The organism is Arthrobacter sp. CAN_C5, from assembly GCF_017875735.1.
Classification (GTDB): Bacteria; Actinomycetota; Actinomycetes; order Actinomycetales; family Micrococcaceae; genus Arthrobacter_D.
The window spans coordinates 1,928,058-1,951,632 of record NZ_JAGGMZ010000001.1; the positions used below are offsets into that span (position 1 = coordinate 1,928,058).

The window sequence follows — 23,575 nt, forward strand, 5'->3', positions numbered from 1 at the left end:
TTTAAGAGGGCTCACTGTCCTAAATCTCCACAGCAGTCCAATTCTTACGATCAATACTTGGGTTGAACACTTCGTAGAGCGCCTGGACGGAATCTGTCAAGGCGTTTGAGACACAGCTAAGTGGTTAGGCGTGTGCGGGGACCTCGCTTTGCTGGGGCTGGTTGATCCACGCCGCCGTGGGGCCCACCGGCGGCGCCGGCGGTTGACCGAACCGGTGCGGGGTCGCCGCGTAGGCGTCCTGGAGCACCGCGGCCCGGCGGCCCTGGATGGCCGCGTAGGTGCCGTCGAAGACCGTCGCGGGGGTATGCAGCCCGATCCCGGAATGGCGGTGTTCGAAATTATAGTAAAGGAAGAATTCGTTGGCCCAGGCGACCGCGTCTTGGCGGGAGCCAAACCGCCCCGGGTAGGAGTGGTGATACTTCGTGGTCTTGAACGCCGCCTCGGAATACGGGTTGTCGTTGGAAACGCGGGGCCGTGAATGGCTGCGGTCGATGCCCAGATCGATCATCAGCTCGGCGACCGGTTTGGACGTCCCCCGGTCGGCGTGGATCACGCCCGGGGTGCCGTGGATCATGACCGCGTCGGCGATGAAGTCCTTGGAGCCCAGCCCGGACTCGCGGGTGGTGATGTGCCAGTGCACGACGTAGCGGGAGAACAGGTCAATGATGACCATCAGGTCGTAGTAGACGCCCCGGATGGGTGCGGTCGGCGACCGAACCGTTCGGGGTGGGCGTGGTAGGCGGCGGTGAGGGTGTTCTGCCGGTCCTGGTCGATGGCGTCGGCGGTGCCGAAGTGGACCGAGGCCGGGGTGTGCCAGGCAATGCCGGAATGACGGTGGATGTAGTTGTACTCGTAGAAGAAGCCGGCGCAGAACTCGCGGGCGTGTGCCAGCGACGCGAAGGACGCCAGGAACTCGGGCAGGTATTTCAGCGTCTTGAACTGGGCCTCACTGAACGGGTTGTCGTTGCTCACCCGGGGCCGTGAGTGCGACCGGGCCACTCCCAGATCGGTCAGCAGCGCCGAGACGGGTTTGGAGGTCATCGAGGTGCCGCGGTCGGCGTGCACGGTGTGTGGGATAGCGCCGTTACGTTCGATGGCCTCCGCGAGGAAGTCGGCTGCCAGCAGGGAGTCCTCGACCGGGGAGATGATCCAGGATGGGTTGAACCGCGAGTAGATGTCGATCAGCACGTAGAGCTGGTAGAAGACCCCCTTGTCCGGGCCGCGCAGTTTGGTGATGTCCCAGGTCCATACCTGCGACGGCCCGTCGGCGAGCAGCTCGGGTTTGATCTTTGCCGGATGGGTCGCGAGCCGCCGGCGTTCGCGGCTTTGGCCGGCCGCCCGGGCGATCCGATACATCGAGGACACTGAGCACCAGTAGCGAGCCTCATCGAGCTCGCGGGCCCAGATCTGGCCGATCGCCAGATCCGCGTACGCCGGAATGTTGATCAGCGCGAGCACCGCCGCCCGCTCGGCGCCCGAGAGCGCCTGGCCGTTTTCAGGCACGGCCCGGGCCGGTCGCGGACCCTGCACCGGACCGCGGGCGTGGCGGTAGTGGGTGGCCCGTGGGCGACCCAGCAGGGCGCAGGACCTGGTGATTGGTATCCCCGCCGCACGTAGCTCGGTGAATGTCGCGCTCATCGCTTCGTCGACGACGTCGGCGCGTCCGTGCTCTCGGAGATGTGCTCCAAGAGCCCTTGTAGTTTTCCCATGATCTCCACCACCGCCGCCGACTCCGCCAGCTCGCGGGTCAGCCGCTGGTTCTCAGCCCGCAACCGGCCCGGATCGTCCTTGCCACCGGTAGCTGCGCGATGCGGACGTCGTGGGGCCAAGGCGCCACGGGTCACCGCATCCCGCGCGGTCGTCCACTTCCGGATCTGGGACCGGTAGAGGCCCTCGCGGCGCAACACCGCAGCCTTGCTGCCGTGCGGGGCAGCCTCGTACTCCGCGACCACCCTGGCCCGGTACGCCGCGGTAAACGAACGCCGGAACGGACGAGGCTCCGGATCCACTACTGCCTCTCCTGCGCCGACCACCGGCTGATTATTCGGGCCGGGAAGAACTGGACTGTTATCGCTCATGAAACCTGTCTCCTGTCACCACCCTCCACGATGGACCCGGGGGCTCCGGGGTGTCTCACAACAGCCTGACAGGGAGGGGACAGATCCATCGTTATCGGGCGAGGCCTAAGCGCGCCGTACAACGTTAAAGCCGTATAAGACCGGGGAAGACACTCTCCCAGCAGAGGAGGGCCAAGGCCAGGGGGGCCTTGCCCCTCCTCTGCTTAGCGCCCACTGTGAGCGAATCTGAATGAACAGATGCCGTCGACTTAGTCTTACGCGCGCTGGGCGGCTCACTAAGAAGCTTTTACCAGCGGAAACTTTGTTTCCATGCACCCTTGCGAATAAACGCTAAGCATGCTTAGGTTTTACGGTAACAACTAAGCATGCTGTCTTTGTGGCGTTGATGGATTGAGCGGTCACCGTCAGGGATGTTGTCAAGCTTTTCTGCACTATGTGAAGCAGCGGTTCTCTAGTTTGAGGCGCGCGCCACATCCGATGCCAGATCAAGGGCCGAGGGTTTATCTCCCGGTCCGTTTACCGAAGGAGAAACCATGAGTACCCAAAATTGGTCGGAAGACCCGATAGTCCCAGTGTCACCTACGCACGGATCTGGTAACCCGGATGGTGGGCAGTCATCGTCGGGCCATGCGAAGGACGAAGCGAAGAATCTTGGTCATGAAGGAGCGGACGCGGCTAAGGGAGTTGCCCAGACCGCTGGGGCGGAGGCGAAGAATGTTGTAGGAGAAGCAAGCGCCCAGGCGAAGAACTTGCTCGGCGAGTTGGGATCCGATCTGAAGGATCAGGCTGGTGCCAGCCAGCAGAAAGCTGCCGAGGGCCTGCGTTCTATCAGTGATGAGCTGTCCTCGATGGCAGATAACGGGGACCAGAATGGTCCCGCAAATGACCTGGTCCGCCAAGCCGCCCAACGCTCGGGCGACGTCGCAGGCTGGCTGGAAGGCCGCGATCCAGGATCACTACTTGAAGAAGTCAAGGGTTTCGCCCGCCGGCGCCCGGGAACGTTCCTGATGGTGGCAGCGGGTGCCGGTCTGCTCGCCGGACGACTGACTCGTGGGCTGGCCGGAGCAGGATCTGATGATCAGGATGCTACCCCAGCTAATCCCGCACCCGAGTACCCGCCGACAGTGCCCACGCAGCCGACTACGGGGAGCGGATTCGGCGCGCCTACTACCGCGACACCGGTCACCACCTCCACAGGAGTCCTTGATACCGAAACAGGTGTCACGGGGCGAGAGCAGACTTCGTTGAGTGATCCTCTAGCCGATCCTCTGGCCACCGAACCAGGCCGGCAGACCCAGGGCGGACCACTGGACAGGGATCTGCGCTGATGAGTGGAACACACACCGGAGGTTCCCCAGCGTATGAGCCGCCGAGGAGCGAGGCCGAGGGCCGGGCAGCCAATGAATCGCTGGGTTCACTCCTGAGCGATGTCAGCCGCGACCTTTCGACCTTGATGCGTCAGGAATTGGAACTGGCTAAAGCCGAGTTACGTGAAACCGGAACCCAGGTGGGTAAAGGCGCAGGAATGCTCGGCGGAGCCGGCGTAGCGGGGCACTTCGTTTTGCTGTTCCTGTCCCTGGCCCTGATGTGGGGTTTGGGTGAGCTGGTCGGTCTCGGCTGGTCCTCAGTGATCGTCGCAGTGCTCTGGGGAATTGTCGCAGCCGTCCTCGCGATGAAAGGCAAGAAGGAACTCAAAGCCGTCCGCGGCATGCCTGACACCGCTGAAACCCTCAAAGAAGTCCCTTCCACTCTGAAGCCAGGTGAGCACACCCCATGAGCCAGACACCAGAACAAATCCGCGCCGACATCGAACGGACACGAGCCGAACTCGGAACCGACGTCGATGCCGTAGCCGACAAGGTGAACCCCTCAAACATTGCCCACCGTCAAACGGACAAAGTGAAGCACGCCGCAGGAAACGTAAAGGACAAAATCATGGGCTCTGCCGACAACGTCAAAACCAATGTCATAGGTTCCGCCGAAAATGCCGGCGGTGCGGTGCACGACGCCCCGCACCAGCTCACCGACAAAGCCAAGGGCAACCCCCTCGCCGCGGGGCTCATCGCCTTCGGCGCCGGCATGCTCGTCGCTTCGCTAATTCCCGCAAGCGAAAAAGAGAAGGACGCCGCGTCAGCCCTGAAAGACAAAGCCCAACCACTGACAACCGAAATCGCTGACTCCGCCAAACAGGTCATGGAAGACCTGAAGGAACCCGCCCAGGACGCAGTGAACTCGGTCAAGGAAACAGGGGCTGACTCAGCTCAAACCGTGAAGGACGAAGGAACCGGCGCCGCTTCGGACCTCAAAGACAAGTCCCAGGACGCCAAAGACAACGTCCAATCCAGTCACAACAGCGGCACCGTCTAACACTCGCCGGGATCTAAGGAATCCCCACACACACCTCTAGGAGGGAACAATGACCGCATCACATCAACCGGTTCGTCAGGACCGGGAAAAAACCACCATGCAAAAGGCCGCCATGGCCGTAGGCATCGTGTTCGTGCTCTTCGGTGTCCTGGGATTCGTTCCCGGGGTCACCACCGAGTTCGACCAGATGGACATGGCAGGGCATGAATCTGAAGCCCTCCTGCTGGGCCTGTTCCAGGTCTCGATCCTTCACAACATCGTCCACCTGCTCTACGGCGTCGCTGGCCTGGTGCTGGCACGGACGTACGCCAATGCAAAAAACTATCTCCTGATCGGAGGTGTCCTCTACCTGGTGCTGTGGATCTACGGACTGGTGATAGACCTCAACTCAGACGCCAACTTCGTGCCCTTCAACGACGCGGATAACTGGTTGCACCTATTCCTGGGCGTCGGAATGATCGCGCTGGCACTGATCCTGAGCCGCAAACGGGACCACGCCACCACAAACCGGGTCTAAAACACCACACCGCCGGGGCCTCTCATGAGGTCCCGGCGGCTCCCCCTCCCCCACCCCCGTAAATTCGTTCCCTCAAGGAAATTTAGATGAGTACAACCACCCCGGTCCGAGCAGTGCGTGTGGCCAAGCCCAACGACGTCGTCGCGTCGTACTCGATCCTGCTCAAGCAGGTGCGCAAGGAAGGATTATTGAACCGTCGACGACGCTTCTATGTGGCCGTCTTCGCTGCACTTACGCTGGCGATGGGTGCGGCCTGGACGGGGTTCGCCCTGCTGGGTGACACCTGGTTCCAGTTGCTGATCGCCGCGGTGCTCGGCATCGTCTTCACGCAGATTGCGTTCCTGGCCCACGAGGCGTCCCACCGGCAGATCTTCAAGACCCGTAGCGCCAATGACTGGTCAGGGCGGATCTTGGCGGCCGGCGTCGTCGGCATCAGTTACCAGTGGTGGATGAATAAACACACCCGCCACCACAACGATCCCAATGTGGTGGGCAAGGACCCCGACATCGAGATCGACACTATTTCCTTCATCGAGGAAGACGCAGCAAAGGCCAAAGGGTTCCACGCGTGGATCACCCGCCGCCAGGGCTACCTGTTCTTTCCCCTCCTCACCTTCGAGGGACTAAACCTGCACGCCAAATCGATCAGCACCCTCTTCCGCCCGGGAGCCGTCCAGGGTCGCTGGGTCGAGCTCGCGCTCCTGGCCGTGAGATTCGGCGCCTACCTGGGTGTCCTGTTCTGGTTCCTGCCCGTCGGTATGGCCTTCGCCTTCATCGGCGTGCAGATGGCGGTATTCGGCATCTACATGGGTGCGTCCTTCGCCCCCAACCACAAGGGCATGCCGACCATCCCGAAGAACAGCAAGCTCGACTTCTTCCAGAAGCAAGTGCTGACCTCACGGAACATCAAGGGCGGGTCCTTCGTCAACAACGCGTTCGGCGGCCTGAACTTCCAGATCGAACACCACCTGTTCCCGGACATGCCCCGCCCGCACCTCCGTCAGGCTGCGCTGATCGTCCGTGACCACTGCGAACGTCTCAAGGTTCCCTACACCGAGGTCGGGGTCGCCGCGTCCTACGGCGCCGTAGTCTCATACCTCAACCGCGTGGGACTAGCAGCCCGCGACCCCTTCGACTGCCCCATGGTGAATAAGTACCGGCGTTCATAGATGAACCGTCTTGACGTCAAACGTGGCATCGAACGAAAAAGGGGGTCCACGTAATGTTGGATCTGGACTTGGACCAATGGTCAACGAGCCGTCTGCTGCTGACAGCCACCCGTTTAGTGGAAAACGCGTGGAGCAAGGAACTCGCTGATTTCGGAATCACCCACGCCGGGCTGACAGTCCTGGTTGTGATCACCCTGCAGGGCGCGGGAACCCAAAGTGAAATTGCCCGGAGCGTGCGGGTCCAGCCACAAACCATGATCAGGATCCTGGATAACCTCGAATACAAAGGTTTCGTTGCCCGCGTACAAACCAGCGTCAACCAAAAAAAACAGCTATTCGCCATCACTCCCGCGGGCAGTAAAGTTCTTGATTCAACCGCTGAAATGGAACAGAACATTTTACCGCGAGACCAGCTCCCGGACGGGAGCGTACGTCGCTATCTGCAGCAAGCAATCGCTGAACTCACCCGCCCTCGCACCCGTGGCATGTGACCTATTTCGTGGTTGCACTGTGTTCGACTGCTTCGGAGCTGGCCAGAACGTATCGCACCAGTTCTTTGCCGGAAAGAGCTGGCTCAAAGAGCCAGCTACCAAAATCCAGGTCGCTGTATGGGCCTAGGAAGGCCCAGTGATTGGGCCCCCGTTAGCAGTCCAGCGTCTATGCGATAGCTGATTTGTTCTCTTGCGTCCAGGTTTCCCAGTAGAGCTTCGGCGTCATGCCGTTCAGGGATCCGTGGGGCCGTTCATGATTGTAGATCTCTTTCCATTCCTCGGCCAAATACTTCGCCTCGGCCATCGTGTCCATGATTTCTCCGGAGAGCTGTTCCCTTCTGAACTGGGCGTTGAAAGATTCGATGAAGCCGTTCTGCCACGGTGAACCCGGATCGATAAACGCGGTCTCCACCCCGGCAGTGGCGCACCAATCGACCAGCGCGGCCGCGGTGAACTCCGGCCCGTTATCCGAGCGCACATAGGTCGGGACGATGCCGGTTTCGGCGATGATGTCCTCCAGTGCCGCGACCACATCGGTCGCAGTGAAGGACCGTCTCGGGATGACAGCCAGGGCGGTGCGGGTGTATTCATCGATCACGTTGAAGAACCGGATATGCCGCCCGCACGAAGTCACATCGGATTGGAAATCGAAGCTCACCACATGCATCGGGTACTCAGCCCTGAGACGCTTCCGCACCTTGGGCTTGCAGGTGAGCCCCTCGAGGCGCCAGAGCCGGCGCACCCGCTTCTTATTCAGTGCCATGCCGTCCCAGCCTGGCTGGCCAAGTAGGTGCCAGCAGGCCTTGCGTTGTTCTTCGAACCTGATCTCCGGTCGGCCTTTGCGCAGCACGGACCGGTTCTGCCCCAACACCTTGCAGGCGAACCTTTCGGACGCCCCGAACCGCTCCTGCGCCATACGGACCGCACGGCGGCGAGGTTCGGGCCTCAGAATTTTCCCCGCGCCACCTCATTCAAAATATCGATGGCCAGGACCTGATCGGCTAACAGCTTCTTCAGCCGGGCGTTCTCCTTCTCGAGCTCCTTGGTCCGTTTCGTCGACTCGGCCTTCTCGCCGCCGTACTGGTTCAGCCACCGGTACCACGTCGCCTCGGTCACCCTGCAATTCCTTCACGATCTCAATCATCGGCCGACCGTCGTTGAGCATCTTCTGGCCCTGACGGACCTTCGCGATGACCTGATCCGGGGTATGTCTACGTGCCATAATCTGTGAATTTCCTCCTGCATCCATTATCGGATGCGAAACTCACACAGTCACCGGACTCCTACCCGGGGACCCAACCAGCCGGACTGTACCCTCCCGCAACTGCAGACACGAGCACAACTGCGGCGCCCAAGATTCCACCGGCGAACACCATCTTGAAGAATACACCGGCCAGCGGTGTCGTGTTTTCCCTCATCATAAGAACCCTACGTGCCTAACCTCTGAGGCGATAGGCCACGAGACTGTGACCTGCCCTGGACTGATCGCCAAGTCTGCTCGCTGGGCAGCCTGGCGTGGCTAAGAGCGGATGGCGCCAATGCCTTCTTGATGCTCATCGTACCGACGACCTTCCGCGTTCGGGCCGAGGAGCATCAAGAAGAGAAGCACTAGCTGACCAACAACTGGTATCGCGATCACCAAAAGTAACCACCCACTTTCGTTGGCGTCGTGGAGTCGGCGTATGCCAAGTGCGATGCTGGGGACAATGGTGGCAGCTATCCAAAGCGCGAAGAGCGCATATCCGATGGCTACAACCGGTTCGGCGGTGAGATGCCCGATCGATGGATAAACACGACCACTGGAAGTCATCAGTATGTTCAACAAACTGCACACAACTCCCGAGATAAGAACCCACCACCAGAACTCGCTCCGGCTGGCACGCCCTGATGTTGTGGCGTACTTTTTGAAGAAGCGTTGCGCTGAAGCCTTTGGCGATGCGCCGTAGTGCGGCAACCAAACCGGCGGGCCGGGTGCGGCTTGTGCCGGAGTGTTTCATGCAGCCATCTGTTCCCCAGGAAGTGATGCAATTGGTGGGTCCATTATACGGGCATATACACCTCAGAAGCCGCTACCGGGCCCAGCCCCCGGCGAGGTGACCGAGGGCTAAGCAGGCCAGTTGAGGTTGCTGATCGCCAGACCCAATTGCCGCACACCAGAGGGTATGACCGAGAACCCAGCACGCCAGCCCCGAGGCATCCCTGTCGGTGGACTGTTCGCCGCCACCTCCCACAGTGAGTCCGACCTCCAGCTCACACCAACGATCGATTACTCACCGCTCGAGCCTGCCGCCGACGCCCCTCTCCCCCGCCCTGTTGAGACCCAGCGGCGCATGCGTGGCAACAAATTCTACCCAGGCGTCCGGGAGATGGACAAGTGGCCTGCCATCGGCACCAACCAGGAGACTCAGCTGGCGGAGATCAAGATGCAGGCCCATTACTTCCAGGGCAACATGGACTGGTACGTGGCCGAGTACGACCCCAAGACGCAAAACGCCTGGGGGTACGCCGACCTGGGGTTCGGGATGGGCAAAGGGGAGACTTCCACCTGCCGAAGACTTCTGCCAGGGGATATTCTCGTATTGAGTTGGGTGGCGATAGCTAGCCGGTTTTGCGTCCCTGAAGGAGCATCGCTAGCGCGGCCCCTTCGTCCATTTCGACCACGGGTTGCGGCGTCAAAGATCCTGAGCGATAGGCCATGGAGATAATCTCATCGAGGTTCTCTTCGGAGAAGCGCACCGTCCGCTTATCGAAGCGCAGGTGTAACCAGACACCCTGGTAGACCTTTTCCCGGACTGAACGTTCGGAAATACCAAGTCGCACAGCGACCTCTTTGGGGCTCATAAATTCGGTTTGTAGCTGCGACTCTGCCATCGCGTCATCCTTCTGTCACCGCGGACACTTAGTTATCCGTCAGGTACTTCTATGCACGTAATCTCACCACGGCTGTACGACATTCCTTTTCGGCCCGTTTTCGCGTGGTCGGCGCGGAATCTGTCAAGTCAAATGAGACAGTTTGGGTTAGTTCATGTGGGGTTCGTTTTCGGGCTGGTTGATCCAGAATTGGGTTGGCATGGTTGGCGGGTGCGGTCGGCGACCGAACCGTTCGGGGTGGGCGTGGTAGGCGGCGGTGAGGGTGTTCTGCCGGTCCTGGTCGATGGCGTCGGCGGTGCCGAAGTGGACCGAGGCCGGGGTGTGCCAGGCAATGCCGGAATGACGGTGGATGTAGTTGTACTCGTAGAAGAAGCCGGCGCAGAACTCGCGGGCGTGTGCCAGCGACGCGAAGGACGCCAGGAACTCGGGCAGGTATTTCAGCGTCTTGAACTGGGCCTCACTGAACGGGTTGTCGTTGCTCACCCGGGGCCGTGAGTGCGACCGGGCCACTCCCAGATCGGTCAGCAGCGCCGAGACGGGTTTGGAGGTCATCGAGGTGCCGCGGTCGGCGTGCACGGTGTGTGGGATAGCGCCGTTACGTTCGATGGCCTCCGCGAGGAAGTCGGCTGCCAGCAGGGAGTCCTCGACCGGGGAGATGATCCAGGATGGGTTGAACCGCGAGTAGATGTCGATCAGCACGTAGAGCTGGTAGAAGACCCCCTTGTCCGGGCCGCGCAGTTTGGTGATGTCCCAGGTCCATACCTGCGACGGCCCGTCGGCGAGCAGCTCGGGTTTGATCTTTGCCGGATGGGTCGCGAGCCGCCGGCGTTCGCGGCTTTGGCCGGCCGCCCGGGCGATCCGATACATCGAGGACACTGAGCACCAGTAGCGAGCCTCATCGAGCTCGCGGGCCCAGATCTGGCCGATCGCCAGATCCGCGTACGCCGGAATGTTGATCAGCGCGAGCACCGCCGCCCGCTCGGCGCCCGAGAGCGCCTGGCCGTTTTCAGGCACGGCCCGGGCCGGTCGCGGACCCTGCACCGGACCGCGGGCGTGGCGGTAGTGGGTGGCCCGTGGGCGACCCAGCAGGGCGCAGGACCTGGTGATTGGTATCCCCGCCGCACGTAGCTCGGTGAATGTCGCGCTCATCGCTTCGTCGACGACGTCGGCGCGTCCGTGCTCTCGGAGATGTGCTCCAAGAGCCCTTGTAGTTTTCCCATGATCTCCACCACCGCCGCCGACTCCGCCAGCTCGCGGGTCAGCCGCTGGTTCTCAGCCCGCAACCGGCCCGGATCGTCCTTGCCACCGGTAGCTGCGCGATGCGGACGTCGTGGGGCCAAGGCGCCACGGGTCACCGCATCCCGCGCGGTCGTCCACTTCCGGATCTGGGACCGGTAGAGGCCCTCGCGGCGCAACACCGCAGCCTTGCTGCCGTGCGGGGCAGCCTCGTACTCCGCGACCACCCTGGCCCGGTACGCCGCGGTAAACGAACGCCGGAACGGACGAGGCGCCGGATCCACTACTGCCTCTCCTGCGCCGACCACCGGCTGATTATTCGGGCCGGGAAGAACTGGACTGTTATCGCTCATGAAACCTGTCTCCTGTCACCACCCTCCACGATGGACCCGGGGGCTCCGGGGTGTCTCACAACAGCCTGACAGGGAGGGGCGTGGTCGAACGACGTGGTTTTAGACGTAATAAGGGGGTCCTATGGGTAGTAAATTCCGCGTGTTTCCGGGGTTTTTGTTTAGAACGACACGCCGCGAAGGGGGTTCAAGTCCCCCTCCGGGCACAATGAAAAAACCCCGGTTCGCCGGGGTTTTTTATGCCCTCCTATGCGAACGCTGTGTCCAACCACGCGACCTGTTTATCTCGGACGACCGTCAGCAACGTCGACGCATATCCAAACCATGTTCAACATCGAAAAACGGCCACGCAAGGAGGGCTCCACTGCCTATCTCCTTCGTTGGGTCGACGAAAAAACCGGTAAGCGAAAGACCCAGCGTTTTGTCGAGGTCAAGGACGCCGAGTTCATTATGACTGTCCTGGAGGCTCACGACCTCGACACCTAGTGCTCCGTGTTAATGGTTTCTTTGCGTTTCATCTTGCCTAGGAGGTACTCCGCTGATTTGGTCCAGGTGAATGGTTTGGCGTCCTGGTTGTAGTTCTCGATGTAGCGTTGCATGGTTTGTTCCAGGTCTTTGACGGAGCTGAATGTGCCACGTTCGAGGCATTGGCGGGTGATGATCCCGAAGAAGATCTCCACCATGTTCAGCCAGGAACAGCTGGTCGGGGTGAAGTGGAGGGTGACCCGCGGATTGGCGTCCAGCCAGTCCAAGACGTTCTGGTGTTTATGGGTCGCGTAGTTGTCGCAGATGACATGCAGCTCGATCCCGGGGTGGGCGTCCGCTACGCGGCCCAGGAAATCGACGAACTCGATGTTGGTGTGCTTTGGGTAGAAGGCGTTCGCGCTGAGTTTGCCCGTGAGGACCTCCAGAGCGGCGAATAGGGTCGTGGTGCCGTTGCGCTTGTAGTCATGGGTCTGCTGCAGCGGGTGCGTCGGAGACAACGGCTGATCCGGGCCGGTACGGGACAATGCCTGGATTTGGGTCTTCTCATCGACACTGACCACCACCGCGTTTTCCGGCGGAGACATATACAGGCCCACCACGTCCCGGAGCTTGAACTCCAAGGCGGGATCGGTGGAGAACTTGAAGGTCTCGATCCGGTGCGGCTGGATTTTCCAACGACGCCAAATCCGGGCCACAGAGGAAAAGGAGACTCCGTGGCGTTCGGCCATGATGCGGGCGGACCAGTGCGAGATCCCCAATTCGGCCGGCGGGTTCCCGTCATTGGCCAGGGTGTCCGCGATCAAGGCAAGTTCATCGATTTCTCGCTCCCGGCCCGGACGCTGGACATCGGACAGGGCCTCGATCCCGCCCTCGGCATAGCGGTTGCGCCACTTCAAAACCGTGGGCGCTGAAAACCCCGTGATCTGCTCGATCTGGATATTCGGCATCCCGGCGGAAGCCAACAAAACTGTGCGTGCCCGCAACGCTAACGTCGCCGAGGAAGAATTCCCACGCGTCAGCACTTCCAAGGCGCCCCGGTCCCCGTCACGCAATTCCAAAGCCCTCGCCAGATAAACCATGGATCAAGTCTGACAAAGATCAGACACAAAGGAACCAACGACACGCTACACTAGTTAGCCCTATCCAGCGCTCAGAAGCACTTCATGGGTGTGTATACGGTCACCAGGATGGTCGAGGACCACATTGACCTGCTGACGAATGCGAATGGTTACACGATCAGGCGCTACAAAGGGCAGCTTGCCAAGCACATCTCGACCCAGCCGTTCTTCGGACGCACCATAGCTGCGGGCGGTATCAAAGAAAGTGACGCCCAAATCAAGGGCGGTATCAAGCAGGTCCTGCGCGTCCCTCTCATCCAGGCCCGTTGTGTCGATATGGCCGGCACCGAAACCGAGAGCAGAAACGCTCAGGGGCGAGTTACCGAGCTGTCGCAGAATCATCCAAGGAGCATACAACGGGCACCTTGGGGGTCGGAGCTGGCCCGTCAGCCTATTGATGCTGTCGTTGGCCACTTACATGCCGACGGTCGGAACCCAAGGGTCCCGGCCGCGGTCATTCCAGATGGATTGGTTACTGAGTGGTGATGATGTGCGTCCGGTGGTCGTAGATGAAGGTTACCGGACCGCCAGCGTGATTGAGCACGACGTTGCTGCCGTCACGGCCGCCGCCGGCGCCGTAATTCTCAGCCCAGCTGCGGTTGAGGGCCGCCTTGTATTCGTAGGTACCGGCGGGTAGGTCGGCGACCTCAAGGAGCCAGGTCTGCGAGGCGTCGTCGAATGTCATCTGCGCCTGATCGCACGCCGGGTCCCAGTCCCCGCCGCAGCCCAGCTCGGAGTCGAGGCTGCCGGCGACGGCCACCGTGCCGGGCTGATCAATAACCGAGCCGACCGTCACGGTCCTTATGTCACTCACCGATGTCCCGAGCACGGCGCGGTACCGCACCTGGGTGCCTTCGGCGAGGTCGAGCGCCGCGAGATCGTCGACGGCGGTGTAGGTCGGCGACGAGTCATCCGTGCCGATCGCCGTCCATGCTCCTCCGGCGATGCTCCGCTCGAGGGTTACGGCGTATTCGGAGTTCTCCGGGCTCGCAGAGGCGGTCACCTCGACGTCGCCCGAGACCTGCGTACCCTCGGCCGGAAGGCCCATCGTCAGGCGCGGCTGCGGCACGGTGGCCGACGCCGCCGCCGAGGTCCGCGTGTGGCGGTTGTTGTCGAGGACCACGGCGCGGTACTCGACGGCTGATCCGGCCGGCAGGGCGCTGGTGTCGTGGTAGACGCTGTACGGCGCGTTGTCGTCCGTGCCGATGCTCGTCCACCCGGAGCCCGGGGTGCGGGCCTCAAACGTGACCTCATAAAACGAGGACCCGGCGACGTCGGCGGCCACGCGCATGCGTCCGTTGTCCTCGGCGGTGGGTGCCGGCTGCTGCAGGCTGATCGCCGGCGCAGCCTTGGAGTGCGGGACCTTTCCTGCCAGCTTGTAGACCACCGTCGACAGGGCGGGGACAGTAACAGTGAGGGTGCCGTCGGCCGCGGACTTCGTGTGCTTCGGGGCGTCACCGTAGACGAGACCGAAGTTGCGCTTGCCGGCGTAGGTGGGGATCGATGCGGTCTTCGGCTCGGTGCTATTGTTCAGCGCCACCACGTACTCGCGCTGGTCCTTGGCATCGATCCGGGAGAACGCGTAGATCCCTGGTCCTTCCGAGGCCGACCGGTGCTGGTGGGCACCGTTGCGCAGGGCGGGGTTCTTCGCGGTGACGTCGGCAAGCGTGCTGATGCTTTGGTACAGGGGGTGGGTCACGTCGAAGTTGTCCGTGGCGTGCGTTGCGTCGGTACCCAGCAGGTCGTCGTCGAGATACTCGGGGACCTGGCTGGCGAACAGCGTCTGCCGCGAATCCTGATCGCCACCGGGGCCCGTGAACCCCTGCTCGTCACCGTAGTAGATCACCGGGTTGCCGCGGGAGAAGTACATCAGTTCGTGTGCGAGGGTGTCGCGTGACACCAGCTCTCCGTCGGCCGCGCCGGGGTTGTCGCTTGCGATGAAGCTCCCGATCCGGCCCATGTCGTGGTTCCCTAGGAACGTCGGGAGGTTGTAGGCGTTGGAGTCGGCGTCGGTGTACCAGTCGTCACCGGCGAAGAAGCGTTCGAGGTCGGTCGCCGGTGCACCCTGCGAGGCATAGCCGCGGGCGGCTGCCTGGAAGGGGAAGTCGAGGACCGACTGCATGCGGTTGCGCGTGGTGAACTGCGAAGTAAAGGACTTCGTGGTGTCGAAGACCTCGCCGAACATGAAGAACTCGTCTTTGCCCTGCTCCTGCGCGAAGGAAAGCACCTCGGGGCCGAACTTTTGCCAGAACTCATCGTTGACGTGCTTCATCGTGTCGATCCGGAAGCCGTCCACGCCGAAGTCGGCGACCCACGTCTTGTAGATGTCGATCATGCCATCCACCACCACAGGGTGCTCGGTGGACAAGTCATCGAGGCCGAAGAAGTCGCCGTAGAAGGAGTCCTCGCCGGCGAAGGTCGTGTCGCCCCGATTGTGGTAGAGCGTGGGATCGTTCAGCCACTCGGGGACCTTGAGGTCTTTGTCAGCCTCCGGGACCACCGGGATGTACGGGAAAGAGGTCTCGGCGTCGAGCTCGGGGAAGGTGTCCGTGCCCGCGTAGTCGCGATCGTCGAACGCAGTGCCGTCGGCGTCGCGGTACGGCTCCTCGTCCTTGGAGATATAGGGGGCTCGCTCGCCGGCGTCGTAGCCGATGACGTCTGCGGTGTGGTTCGTGATGATGTCGAAGTAGACCTTCATCCCGCGCGCATGCGCGGCGTCGATGAGCGTCTTGAGGTCCTCGTTGGTGCCGAGGTGCGGGTCGATCTGCGTGAAGTCGGTGATCCAGTATCCGTGGTAGCCGGCCGAGTTGTCCTCGGGCTGCACGGCGCGGTTCTTGAAGCTGGGCGTGAGCCAGATGGAGGTGGTACCCATGCCCTGGATGTAGTCGAGCTCCTGGAGCAGGCCCTTGAGGTCCCCGCCGTTGTAGTAGCCCTTCCGGGTGGGGTCGAAACCGGATACCGACGGGTCGGATCCGAGCCCGCCGTCGTCGTTGGCGGTACTGCCGTTCTGGAAGCGGTCGGCCATGACGAAATAGAAGTTCTCGTCCGTGACCGCGGAGCGCAGTGAATGCTGAGCTCCGGTGGAGGAAGCGCCGGGATTCTTGGGGGCGGCGGTGGCGGGCAGGGACGTGACGGAACCGGCAACAAGGGCGGTCAGCACGACTAAGGTGGCGTAGCGGGGTTTCACAGGGTCTCCTTCGAGAGGGCGAGTTATGGCGAATGCTGCGTCGATATGCAATAGATGATCAGGTGATGATGGTCGGGCCCTCGATCCAGTCGCGGGCCCGACCATCACGTTCAGCAACTCGAGGTTGAGTTATTTCGCCTCGAAGACGGCCACCGTCCGCGCGGGGACTGTAAAGACACCGTTCGCATCAGCTGTTGCATGTCGAACCAATTTGTCGCCCCCCTCGGCTTGTACGGTGTGCAGCGCGAAACCCTTGCCTATCGCGGCAGGTACTTGCTGCGCGGTGGTTTCGTCGGAGGCGTTGAATACGACGACGATGCCCTTGCGCTCGGGATCGAAGTCCGGACCGGTGGTGTCGTCGAGGTGCATCACGATCACGCCGGGTGCCTGATCCAGGCCCGCTCCGGGGAAGGAGAGCTTCTGCTGCACAAGGTCCGCCGTGCCGAGGCTGAAGAGCGGGCTGCTCTCGCGGATGCGCAGTAGTTCCTCTGCCTGTGTGCGGGCCGCTTCGATGTCGGTGGGTGAGGGCTTGAGGGTCGGATCGGCGAGCAGTGCCTTCATGAAGCCGTACTTGTCTTCGTTGTCGGCGCGTGGAGGCAGTCCGCGTCCGAACCCGTTGTCCGCTCCCGTGTGATCCAGGAAGTTGAACCAGTCGCCGGAGTCGTAGCTGTTGCGGTCCAGTGACTTGCTTCTCAGCACCTCTCCACCTGCGTGCCAGAAGGACACACCTTGCCCCAGCGCCGTTGTCGAAAGAGCCAGCGTTTGCATACGGACCCGATCAGCCATGGGTGTGTCGATCGGCAACTTGAAGGCGAGGGCATCGAAGAGGGTCTCGTTGTCGTGTGCCTCCACGTAGGTGATCGATTCCTGTGGATCGGCGGTGTACCCCGTGGGAGAGCCGTTGTAGTCGACGTCGGCCCCGGTGACCTCATTGCCGAACCGGTCGGTAAAGGCATAGTCCTTCAGGTTGCCTGTCAGCCCAACGCGGATCTGGTCCTGTGATTGGAGCAGTCGTGCACGCTGTTCGTCCTCGGTCCCGTTTATCTCGAGGCCATTGGGGTCGGTCAGCAGCCCCGACGCAAAGCCTTGAACCCGCGGATCCTCGTCGAACGGACCTCCGCCGCGTACTGCGTCACGGAGACGGTCGTTGAAGGTTCCAATGCCGGTGCCGGCCATGTTGGCTTGCGTGGCCTGCTCGAAGCGGGCGTTGTCCGCTACCTCCCCGAAGTTCCAGCCCTCCCCGTAGAGGTAAATGGACTTGCCGTCGATCCCGTCGTGTTTGAGCGTCAGCTTGTCCAGCGCTCCGCGGACATCGAGGATGTTCTGCTTTGAGTGGTGCCCCATGAGGTCGAATCGGAATCCGTCCAGCTTGTAGGTGCGGGCGAGGGTCACGATCGAGTCGATCATTAGCTTGCCCATCATGGTGTGTTCGGTTGCCGTGTTGGGGCAGCAGGTCGAGGTTTCTACGGAGCCCGACTCAGGGTTGAGTCGGTGGTAGTAGCCCGGCACGATGCGATCGAGGTTGTTCGATGACGCTTGGCCCGCGCCTGCTGTGTGGTTGTAGACGATGTCCTGGACGACACTCAAACCGGATTCGTTGAGTGAGGCGACCATTCCGCGGAACTCTCGGATGCGGGTAGCATCCTCGGGATTCGTCGAGTAGGAGCCCTCCGGCGTCGTGTAGTGCAGCGGGTCGTAGCCCCAGTTGAAGCCGTCCTGTCCGGCGACGGCCGCAACGCACTCCTGCTGCTCTGTGCTGTCCGGGGCGTAGGACGCGAGGTCGCACGCGGGTTCGGCCTGTTGGGACCTGTCCTCTTCGACGGTGCCAATGTCATTGACGGGTAGGAGGTGAACAGCTTTCAGTCCGCTGTCGGCGAGCTCGGAGAGTCGCTTCATGCCGTCGCTGTCCTGCCGTGAGAAAGCAGCGTAGGTTCCACGTTCGGCTTCGGGCACGGTGGTGTCACTGATTGAGAAATCCCGCACGTGGAGTTCGTAAACGCTCAATTGCTCGGGGCGATCGAGGACGGGCTTCGAAACCCGGTTCCAGTCAACTGGTGCGAGGGCCGGATCGGTGAGGTCGGCGAAGAGGGACCGCTCCGAGTTTGTGGACAGGCCCACACTGTAGGGGTCGGTCACCAGGTTGTGTTCCACGGCGCCGGTTTCAGGCACGAAGACCTCGACGTCGTACAGGTAGTACGCGTTCTTCCAGCCTTTCTCGCCCTTCACGCTCCAGATGCCGTCTTTGTCCTGCCGGAGCGCACGTGTGGTGATGGGTTTGCCTCCGGAGCCCTCCCGGAAGACCTGCACGGAGACGCTGCGCGCTGTCGGCGCCCAAAGATCGAGCTGCGGCTTCGCGCCTTTCCAGGTCAGTCCGAGCTCCTTACGAGCAGCGCCCGAATAGAGATCATCGAGCACACCGGGTACCTGGACACCGGTGGCGGCCAGCACGGTGCCGTCCGGCGACACTGCCGCCAGGAGCAACTGCCCCTTCAACAAGCTGCCCGCGTTCCGGGCGTCCTTCCGGCCGAGCTGAAGGGTATCGAGCGCGGCGAGGTGCGGGTACCGGGCCGCAAGACCGGCAGGCAGCGCGTCGCCGCTGCGCTCGAGTCCGAGGTAGGTTCCGCCAGTGACGACGTCGTCCTCGATGGTGAGGCCGCCGTCGGGCGCCGTGTACAGCCTGTACTGCGTGTCGGCGGGCAGATCGACGTCCCAGGCGAGGGTCTCAGCGGCGAGCCAATGGCCCGCCATCGCGGCCGTGGCCGCCTGCGGCGCGTCACTGGAGATGACGTGCGTCCGATGGTTGTAGGTGAACGTCACGGGACCTCCAGCTGTCTGCAGTGCCAAGTTGGCACCGCCCGCTGCGCCGCCGGCACCGTAATTCTCCCCCCAGGAGTCATCCAACGCCACCTTGTACTCATAGGATCCGGCGGGAACATCAAAGGTTCCCCCCCATGTATCGGGCGATCCCTCCACGGGGACAAGTCGGGTTGCTGCGCATTCGGGCTGCCAGTCTCCAGGGCAACCAAGCTCAGATTGCAGGGAACCGACGACCGCGACGGTGTTGGGAACCTCTGTGTGGTCGGCCAGTGCGGAAACCGGCATGAGGGTGGCGAGAAGCGGTGCGACCAGGATGGCGGCGGCTAGTCGAGTATGGCGCTTCAGGGAGGGCCTGCTGCCCGCCCGGGGCACGCTCGTGATGTCTTCGGGGATCATGGTAGTCCTTCCCGACCGAGCGTCTCTGCTGGATCGGACTGACGAGGAGTGGATACCCCGATCCTAAAGACGGCCACCGCTGGCCGTCAACGAAAAAACGTAATTTTCACGAAAACTTTCTGTCGGGATTTCTGGTGCACTACATTAAAGCCATGACTCCTGAGACGCATAACGTTCGGCCGCGCCTGGATGACGTCGCACGTACCGCGGGCGTCAGCGTCCCCACCGTCTCACGCGTTCTCAATGGGAAGAGCGGCGCCTCCCCGGAAACCCGGCAGGCTGTCCTCACCGCGATGGACAGCCTCGGGTACGAACGCCCCGCTCGGACGGCCGGACGCTCGAAAGGGCAGATCGGCGTCGTCGTACCAGACCTTGTGAACCCCATCTTCCCCGCCTTCGCCGGTGCCATCGCGGCACTACTGGCGCCCAATGACTACATTCCGGCCCTGTGCACCCTGCCGGGCGGCGGCATCACTGAGGATGAGTACGTTGCACTAATGCTCGACCAGGGCATTAGCGGCATCATCTTCGTGTGTGCGGCGCACTCTGACGGCCGAGCGGGAGTGGATCGCTACCGGCGGTTGCGGGGCCGTGTTCCTTTCGTGCTCGTGAACGGGGCCAGAGCGGAGATCGACGCACCGTCTATCTCGAACGACGACGCTACGGCGATCCGAACCGCCGTCCGGCACCTCGCGACGCAAGGGCACCAACGCGTCGGTTTCGCCACCGGGTCCGACCGTTTCATCCCGAGTCGCCGCAAGATGGAGGGGTTTCGCTCCGGGCTCGCCGATTTCCTCGGCGAGAACGCGGATTTACACGTCGCGACCAGCATGTTCACCATCGAGGGCGGACAAAGCGCGGCGAACGAACTCATCGACAGCGGCCATACGGGCATCGTGTGCGCCTCGGACATCATGGCCCTCGGCGCTATGCGTGCGGCGCAGACGCGCGGGCTTCGCGTACCCGAGGACATCTCGGTGGTCGGATTCGACGACTCCCCGCTCATGGCCTTCACCAACCCACCACTGACCACTCTGCGGCAGAATATCGCCGCGATGGCGGAGGCCGCCGTCCATGCGCTGGTTACGGAACTGGCCGGTGACCGGGTCACACGCACAGACATCCTGTTCCAGGCTGATCTCGTAGTGCGCGGCTCCACAGGCGCAGGGCCGGCCGTCCGGGGGAGCTCCTAGACCCAGCCGGCGCCCCGGTCGAACCGGACGCTACTGCTTCGCAGCGGTGAGCTTCGTTGCCGCAGCGATTTCGGCGATCTCCGGCACCCGGTCCAGGGTTCGTCCCAGTTGGGCACTGATGCTCATGACCTTGGTGATCTGGTCCACGAAATAGACCGGAATCCGGATGGTGCGGGTCTTATCGGCCCGCCACAACCCGGTGTTCCCTTCCTGAATGTGGTTCAGGACATCGATGCCCCGCTTGCGGTCCCTCCGGGCGATCGATTCGAGCTCCATGATGGTCCTGTGGCTGCGCTCAGCCCCGCCGCTGAGGAGGTGCTAGCGGGCCTCGCTCCCTGGTTCATCCTCAACGGTAGAGGGGGCCGTCACGGGCTCTACGGCCTGGACCAGATCGAAGAGAAAGGCATCGGCGGGCTCGTCCTGAAAAGCACCCGGGATTAGCGCGGTGGCTGCCTAAACCCGAGTGCCCGCTGAGGGCTGCTTCGCGAGATGCTGGCGCTCTGAGGGGCTTTGTGAAGAAGACGGCAGCAAGGGATGCGGTGGGTAGCAACAGAGCCCAGTGAATTCCTGCCACGGGGGCCTCCGCTGGGGACACCCACAGGAGGATGCTGACCGCGGCCACGGGGCCAACGGCACTACCGCAGGCTGCTGCCAAAATGCGAAGCCTCGGGGCTTTGGCAGCTGCCAAAGCATGCAATCCGACGGCAGGACCTGCCGCTGAAGCTGCCACGACCAATCCCATGAAAAAGCCGAACACTGGTGCCCAGCTAAGGATCGCGGCCCACCACGGAGTCGGACTGAACCCTCCCGCTACGGAAGACACGAACACAATCGCAGCGCCCAAGATTCCACCTGCGAAGACCATCCTAAAAAATGCTCCGGCCAGGGGTGTCGTGTTTTCCCTCATCCTCTGACCCTACGTGCCCGACCGCTACGGTGATAGGCCCTGATGAGACTCCTCGCAAAACGAGCCGGCTACTCGCCTGCCCCGACCGCCGCACACCAGCAATCGATTATTGACCGCTCGAGCCGGCCGGAGATCGAGGCTGTCCGCGGCAACTACGACATGCCGATCGAACGCGAGCTGTACTTCAAACGCGGTACCCGGGCGCTGATGCTCGCGCGAACGGGCCGTTGGACCCTGTCGAGCACAACCTGCCGGCAGCACAATGAGCCGGTGACCTCTGGCGATGGCACCGACCGGGCCCTCCACCGCAGATACCAACCGGTGCCGTCGTCGCGGGGCATATAGCCGCTGGCAGAGTCGGTTCACTCACGTACCCGGGAGTGTTCATCCAGCACCCTCCTGCGTTGGAAAGGGCACCATGCTCACTCATCTCCCCCTTCACCGGTCTCTCTGGGCGATCATCAGCGTTCTGACGCTGATAGCCGCGATGGCCGGGCTGTGGCGCCCCACCATCTATGCCGGAATCGTCAGCGAAGAACTTATCCCCGGGGCCTTCTCCCAGGACCTACTCTCCGTGGCCGCAGCACTTGGCCTCCTGTATTTGGCAGTCACAGCCCAGGGCGACCGGGTGAAACACCAGATCCTGGCTCTGGGGCTGCTGGGGTACCTGTTCTATGCGTACGGCATCTACGTCATCGAGCGTTCCTACAACGGCCTGTACCTCGTGTACATGGCAATTTTCACCCTGGCCCTGTGGTCGCTGGTATGCGCCGGAGCTCACCTTCGCCGCGGCCTTCCCCAGTTTGCCCTACCGGGACCGGTTCGGCTCCTCTCGGCCTCGGGCGCCATCCTGCAACCTCTCCTTTTCTATCCGCTCTGGATAGCGATGCTTTTGCCCCTGATGCGCTCCGGAGAACAGATCGACTCCCTCTACTCGATCTTCATCCTGGATCTGTGCTTCATCATGCCCGCCTTTCTGATCCTCGCCGTCCTGACCTACCGGTCGCATCAAAACGGGTTGCTGCTGTTGCCGGCTATCCACGTCTTGGGCTTCACCCTGATCTTCTCCCTGGCCGTGGGCGAGCTCGTCAAGCCACTGTTCAATGCCACCCCGAACCCGGCCGCATTCTGGCCAGCCCTCGGGCTTTCACTGCTTTTCCTGATCCTGGGCACGCTGCACCTCACCACCATGCGCATCAGCGAGGTGGGAGCGATGCCCGTGAACGACGGCAGTGGCACGGCCAAAACGCAAACAGTTGCCTGAAATGCACGCACCGCGCACTGGTTCCACCGCCCTCACGGGTTGTCCTGCCGCCGACCCTCGAATCGAGCAACCTTCCTGGTCAAAGGTCCCGTACGGTGGATTAACCAAACGTCACAGCACTCCTGGGGGAACAATGAGCTATTCGCCGTATCCGACAGCCGGCTTGCAGTCCGATCACACTGAACCACCCCTCTGGGCACCCTACTATGGGGCGTCTTTCAAGGTCGCAGTGCAGCGGTTCTTCAAGAAATACGCGATGTTCTCCGGCCGCGCGAGCCGCAGCGAATACTGGTGGTGGACCCTGGTTGCAACCCTGGTCGGAAGCCTTCTGAACACGCTGACGAACGCGGGCGGCGGAATTTCCCCATCCAACGGTGAAATGACGGCCGCGCCTGCGGTCATCACCGGCTACCTCCTGATCGCTAGCTGGGGCCTGGCCACCATCATCCCGTCCATCGCGCTGACCATTCGCCGGTTACACGACGTGAACCTCAGTGGCTGGTTCCTGCTTCTGGGTCTCATCCCTGCCCTGGGCGCCTTGGCACTGTTTGTCATGATGCTCCTGCCGCCCAATCCGGCTGGCCAGCGTTTCGACCGTCCCGAGGACGACGTGGATCGGCCCACCGGCAACTGAGCGCTACCCGTCACTCCCTGGATACCGAAGGCGACTGATCACGCTGGCCCAGGGGTTCACGGGTGAAGCTAGCGCAGCTGCAGGTCGGCAGGCTGCGACACGGATGCGGTCACTCCCCCGTCGATAATGCTCAGCGTGTCTGCCTCGGTCGGTGCAGTGTTCAGGGCTTCTTCTGCATGAACGGACAGCAGGGCGACCGACGCAGCCGCCAGGGACCAGTCCGGCCACATCGCTGAACGGCTCTCCTCGTCAATGGCTATTCGCTCGTGGATCGCTGCGATGCCCTGCTCGAAGACCAGAGTGCGACCGGTGGGTTGGGTCAGTCTTACCAGTGCGTCCGGGCCGTGACCGTCGAAGCTGACTGTCCCTAAATGGCTCAGGCCGGTCTTGAGCATTGCCCGGAACCAGCCGTCCTCGTATTCAGCTGCCATGAGGTCCTCCTTGCCGAAGATGGGTAGTCAATTCTAGGGCGACAGAGCCGTTGGCAGTCTGGG

Annotated in this window: 25 protein-coding genes and 1 pseudogene; 12 read left to right on the forward strand and 14 right to left on the reverse strand. The window is 62.3% G+C overall.

Going from position 1 to position 23,575, the window contains the following annotated elements:
- Positions 1 to 124 precede the first annotated feature (124 nt).
- The 3 genes from H4V95_RS09075 to H4V95_RS09085 are packed head-to-tail and all read right to left on the reverse strand — an operon-like array spanning position 125 to position 2,078.
- Positions 125 to 673 (reverse strand): DDE-type integrase/transposase/recombinase, encoded by a 549-nt coding sequence (locus tag H4V95_RS09075; protein WP_209729997.1) that lies wholly within the window; start codon positions 671 to 673, stop codon positions 125 to 127.
- Complete coding sequence (locus H4V95_RS09080) at positions 673 to 1,638, reverse strand: DDE-type integrase/transposase/recombinase (protein WP_209729999.1); 966 nt, start codon at positions 1,636 to 1,638, stop codon at positions 673 to 675. The genes H4V95_RS09075 and H4V95_RS09080 overlap by 1 nt, the downstream gene beginning before the upstream one ends.
- Complete coding sequence (locus H4V95_RS09085; RefSeq protein WP_209730001.1) at positions 1,635 to 2,078, reverse strand: hypothetical protein; 444 nt, start codon at positions 2,076 to 2,078, stop codon at positions 1,635 to 1,637. Before H4V95_RS09085 ends, H4V95_RS09080 begins: the two co-directional genes overlap by 4 nt.
- A 533-nt stretch (positions 2,079 to 2,611) precedes the next feature.
- On the opposite strand from H4V95_RS09085, the gene H4V95_RS09090 reads away from it, so the two are divergent.
- From H4V95_RS09090 to H4V95_RS09115, 6 genes are all read left to right on the forward strand, one after another.
- The gene (locus H4V95_RS09090) at positions 2,612 to 3,406 is read left to right on the forward strand and encodes a hypothetical protein (protein ID WP_196868160.1); all 795 of its coding nucleotides are present in this window, start codon (positions 2,612 to 2,614) and stop codon (positions 3,404 to 3,406) included.
- Positions 3,406 to 3,855 (forward strand): phage holin family protein, encoded by a 450-nt coding sequence (locus H4V95_RS09095; protein ID WP_196842362.1) that lies wholly within the window; start codon positions 3,406 to 3,408, stop codon positions 3,853 to 3,855. Before H4V95_RS09090 ends, H4V95_RS09095 begins: the two co-directional genes overlap by 1 nt.
- The gene (locus tag H4V95_RS09100) at positions 3,852 to 4,445 is read left to right on the forward strand and encodes a DUF3618 domain-containing protein (RefSeq protein WP_196868159.1); all 594 of its coding nucleotides are present in this window, start codon (positions 3,852 to 3,854) and stop codon (positions 4,443 to 4,445) included. The genes H4V95_RS09095 and H4V95_RS09100 overlap by 4 nt, the downstream gene beginning before the upstream one ends.
- Before the next feature lie 49 nt (positions 4,446 to 4,494).
- Complete coding sequence (locus H4V95_RS09105; RefSeq protein WP_196868158.1) at positions 4,495 to 4,962, forward strand: DUF4383 domain-containing protein; 468 nt, start codon at positions 4,495 to 4,497, stop codon at positions 4,960 to 4,962.
- 86 nt (positions 4,963 to 5,048) lie between these two features.
- Positions 5,049 to 6,131, forward strand: a complete 1,083-nt coding sequence (locus tag H4V95_RS09110; protein ID WP_196868157.1) for an acyl-CoA desaturase — start codon at positions 5,049 to 5,051, stop codon at positions 6,129 to 6,131.
- Positions 6,132 to 6,184: 53 nt separating this feature from the next.
- Positions 6,185 to 6,622 (forward strand): MarR family winged helix-turn-helix transcriptional regulator, encoded by a 438-nt coding sequence (locus tag H4V95_RS09115; RefSeq protein WP_196868156.1) that lies wholly within the window; start codon positions 6,185 to 6,187, stop codon positions 6,620 to 6,622.
- A gap of 166 nt (positions 6,623 to 6,788) precedes the next feature.
- Here the strand turns inward: H4V95_RS09115 and H4V95_RS09120 are convergent.
- From H4V95_RS09120 to H4V95_RS09140, 5 genes and pseudogenes are all read right to left on the reverse strand, one after another.
- Positions 6,789 to 7,844 (reverse strand): annotated as a pseudogene (locus H4V95_RS09120) (IS3 family transposase).
- 297 nt (positions 7,845 to 8,141) lie between these two features.
- A complete protein-coding gene (locus H4V95_RS09125) occupies positions 8,142 to 8,576 on the reverse strand; it encodes a DUF805 domain-containing protein (RefSeq protein WP_196868155.1) in 435 nt (144 codons plus the stop codon).
- Between the two features lie 644 nt (positions 8,577 to 9,220).
- Positions 9,221 to 9,493 (reverse strand): helix-turn-helix domain-containing protein, encoded by a 273-nt coding sequence (locus H4V95_RS09130; protein ID WP_196868154.1) that lies wholly within the window; start codon positions 9,491 to 9,493, stop codon positions 9,221 to 9,223.
- 147 nt (positions 9,494 to 9,640) lie between these two features.
- Positions 9,641 to 10,642 (reverse strand): DDE-type integrase/transposase/recombinase, encoded by a 1,002-nt coding sequence (locus H4V95_RS09135; RefSeq protein ID WP_209730003.1) that lies wholly within the window; start codon positions 10,640 to 10,642, stop codon positions 9,641 to 9,643.
- A complete protein-coding gene (locus tag H4V95_RS09140) occupies positions 10,639 to 11,082 on the reverse strand; it encodes a hypothetical protein (protein ID WP_209729989.1) in 444 nt (147 codons plus the stop codon). Before H4V95_RS09140 ends, H4V95_RS09135 begins: the two co-directional genes overlap by 4 nt.
- 321 nt (positions 11,083 to 11,403) lie before the next feature.
- Between H4V95_RS09140 and H4V95_RS09145 the strand changes: the two genes are divergently transcribed.
- Positions 11,404 to 11,565, forward strand: coding sequence for a hypothetical protein (locus tag H4V95_RS09145; RefSeq protein ID WP_209730005.1), 162 nt, complete (start codon positions 11,404 to 11,406; stop codon positions 11,563 to 11,565).
- Here H4V95_RS09145 and H4V95_RS09150 read toward each other — a convergent pair.
- The 4 genes from H4V95_RS09150 to pulA form a co-directional block, all read right to left on the reverse strand.
- The gene (locus H4V95_RS09150) at positions 11,562 to 12,644 is read right to left on the reverse strand and encodes an IS630 family transposase (protein ID WP_395939831.1); all 1,083 of its coding nucleotides are present in this window, start codon (positions 12,642 to 12,644) and stop codon (positions 11,562 to 11,564) included. The two genes, H4V95_RS09145 and H4V95_RS09150, sit on opposite strands and share 4 nt — an antisense overlap.
- A 60-nt stretch (positions 12,645 to 12,704) precedes the next feature.
- Positions 12,705 to 13,025, reverse strand: coding sequence for an aldo/keto reductase (locus H4V95_RS09155; protein WP_196867997.1), 321 nt, complete (start codon positions 13,023 to 13,025; stop codon positions 12,705 to 12,707).
- A 130-nt stretch (positions 13,026 to 13,155) separates the two neighbouring features.
- Positions 13,156 to 15,870, reverse strand: a complete 2,715-nt coding sequence (locus H4V95_RS09160; protein WP_312883985.1) for an alpha-amylase family glycosyl hydrolase — start codon at positions 15,868 to 15,870, stop codon at positions 13,156 to 13,158.
- A 129-nt stretch (positions 15,871 to 15,999) separates the two neighbouring features.
- Complete coding sequence (gene pulA / locus H4V95_RS09165; protein WP_196867995.1) at positions 16,000 to 19,083, reverse strand: pullulanase-type alpha-1,6-glucosidase; 3,084 nt, start codon at positions 19,081 to 19,083, stop codon at positions 16,000 to 16,002.
- A gap of 152 nt (positions 19,084 to 19,235) precedes the next feature.
- On the opposite strand from pulA, the gene H4V95_RS09170 reads away from it, so the two are divergent.
- Positions 19,236 to 20,276: a LacI family DNA-binding transcriptional regulator gene (locus tag H4V95_RS09170; protein WP_196867994.1), complete on the forward strand. Its 1,041-nt coding sequence runs from the start codon at positions 19,236 to 19,238 to the stop codon at positions 20,274 to 20,276.
- A 30-nt stretch (positions 20,277 to 20,306) separates the two neighbouring features.
- Here the strand turns inward: H4V95_RS09170 and H4V95_RS09175 are convergent, their stop codons facing one another.
- Positions 20,307 to 20,552, reverse strand: a complete 246-nt coding sequence (locus tag H4V95_RS09175; RefSeq protein WP_209730007.1) for a hypothetical protein — start codon at positions 20,550 to 20,552, stop codon at positions 20,307 to 20,309.
- Positions 20,553 to 20,561: 9 nt separating this feature from the next.
- Between H4V95_RS09175 and H4V95_RS09180 the strand changes: the two genes are divergently transcribed.
- The 4 genes from H4V95_RS09180 (at position 20,562) to H4V95_RS09195 (ending at position 23,081) form a co-directional block, all read left to right on the forward strand.
- Positions 20,562 to 20,717: a hypothetical protein gene (locus tag H4V95_RS09180; protein ID WP_209730009.1), complete on the forward strand. Its 156-nt coding sequence runs from the start codon at positions 20,562 to 20,564 to the stop codon at positions 20,715 to 20,717.
- A 508-nt stretch (positions 20,718 to 21,225) separates the two neighbouring features.
- A complete protein-coding gene (locus tag H4V95_RS09185; protein WP_209730011.1) occupies positions 21,226 to 21,528 on the forward strand; it encodes a hypothetical protein in 303 nt (100 codons plus the stop codon).
- Between the two features lie 73 nt (positions 21,529 to 21,601).
- Positions 21,602 to 22,447, forward strand: a complete 846-nt coding sequence (locus tag H4V95_RS09190; protein ID WP_245345637.1) for a hypothetical protein — start codon at positions 21,602 to 21,604, stop codon at positions 22,445 to 22,447.
- 133 nt (positions 22,448 to 22,580) lie between these two features.
- Positions 22,581 to 23,081, forward strand: a complete 501-nt coding sequence (locus H4V95_RS09195; protein ID WP_209730013.1) for a DUF805 domain-containing protein — start codon at positions 22,581 to 22,583, stop codon at positions 23,079 to 23,081.
- 68 nt (positions 23,082 to 23,149) lie between these two features.
- Here the strand turns inward: H4V95_RS09195 and H4V95_RS09200 are convergent, their stop codons facing one another.
- Positions 23,150 to 23,512, reverse strand: coding sequence for a hypothetical protein (locus tag H4V95_RS09200; protein ID WP_209730015.1), 363 nt, complete (start codon positions 23,510 to 23,512; stop codon positions 23,150 to 23,152).
- Positions 23,513 to 23,575: the final 63 nt, after the last annotated feature.

Excerpts from the sequence above, each read along its gene's own strand:
- H4V95_RS09075 (WP_209729997.1), bottom strand. The coding sequence starts at position 673 with ATGGTCATCATTGACCTGTTCTCCCGCTACGTCGTGCACTGGCACATC.
- H4V95_RS09080 (WP_209729999.1), bottom strand. The coding sequence starts at position 1,638 with ATGAGCGCGACATTCACCGAGCTACGTGCGGCGGGGATACCAATCACC.
- H4V95_RS09085 (WP_209730001.1), bottom strand. The coding sequence starts at position 2,078 with ATGAGCGATAACAGTCCAGTTCTTCCCGGCCCGAATAATCAGCCGGTG.
- H4V95_RS09090 (WP_196868160.1), top strand. The coding sequence starts at position 2,612 with ATGAGTACCCAAAATTGGTCGGAAGACCCGATAGTCCCAGTGTCACCT.
- H4V95_RS09095 (WP_196842362.1), top strand. The coding sequence starts at position 3,406 with ATGAGTGGAACACACACCGGAGGTTCCCCAGCGTATGAGCCGCCGAGG.
- H4V95_RS09100 (WP_196868159.1), top strand. The coding sequence starts at position 3,852 with ATGAGCCAGACACCAGAACAAATCCGCGCCGACATCGAACGGACACGA.
- H4V95_RS09105 (WP_196868158.1), top strand. The coding sequence starts at position 4,495 with ATGACCGCATCACATCAACCGGTTCGTCAGGACCGGGAAAAAACCACC.
- H4V95_RS09110 (WP_196868157.1), top strand. The coding sequence starts at position 5,049 with ATGAGTACAACCACCCCGGTCCGAGCAGTGCGTGTGGCCAAGCCCAAC.
- H4V95_RS09115 (WP_196868156.1), top strand. The coding sequence starts at position 6,185 with ATGTTGGATCTGGACTTGGACCAATGGTCAACGAGCCGTCTGCTGCTG.
- H4V95_RS09130 (WP_196868154.1), bottom strand. The coding sequence starts at position 9,493 with ATGGCAGAGTCGCAGCTACAAACCGAATTTATGAGCCCCAAAGAGGTC.
- H4V95_RS09135 (WP_209730003.1), bottom strand. The coding sequence starts at position 10,642 with ATGAGCGCGACATTCACCGAGCTACGTGCGGCGGGGATACCAATCACC.
- H4V95_RS09140 (WP_209729989.1), bottom strand. The coding sequence starts at position 11,082 with ATGAGCGATAACAGTCCAGTTCTTCCCGGCCCGAATAATCAGCCGGTG.
- H4V95_RS09145 (WP_209730005.1), top strand. The coding sequence starts at position 11,404 with ATGTTCAACATCGAAAAACGGCCACGCAAGGAGGGCTCCACTGCCTAT.
- H4V95_RS09150 (WP_395939831.1), bottom strand. The coding sequence starts at position 12,644 with ATGGTTTATCTGGCGAGGGCTTTGGAATTGCGTGACGGGGACCGGGGC.
- H4V95_RS09155 (WP_196867997.1), bottom strand. The coding sequence starts at position 13,025 with ATGATTCTGCGACAGCTCGGTAACTCGCCCCTGAGCGTTTCTGCTCTC.
- pulA (WP_196867995.1), bottom strand. The coding sequence starts at position 19,083 with ATGATCCCCGAAGACATCACGAGCGTGCCCCGGGCGGGCAGCAGGCCC.
- H4V95_RS09170 (WP_196867994.1), top strand. The coding sequence starts at position 19,236 with ATGACTCCTGAGACGCATAACGTTCGGCCGCGCCTGGATGACGTCGCA.
- H4V95_RS09175 (WP_209730007.1), bottom strand. The coding sequence starts at position 20,552 with ATGGAGCTCGAATCGATCGCCCGGAGGGACCGCAAGCGGGGCATCGAT.
- H4V95_RS09185 (WP_209730011.1), top strand. The coding sequence starts at position 21,226 with ATGAGACTCCTCGCAAAACGAGCCGGCTACTCGCCTGCCCCGACCGCC.
- H4V95_RS09190 (WP_245345637.1), top strand. The coding sequence starts at position 21,602 with ATGCTCACTCATCTCCCCCTTCACCGGTCTCTCTGGGCGATCATCAGC.
- H4V95_RS09195 (WP_209730013.1), top strand. The coding sequence starts at position 22,581 with ATGAGCTATTCGCCGTATCCGACAGCCGGCTTGCAGTCCGATCACACT.
- H4V95_RS09200 (WP_209730015.1), bottom strand. The coding sequence starts at position 23,512 with ATGGCAGCTGAATACGAGGACGGCTGGTTCCGGGCAATGCTCAAGACC.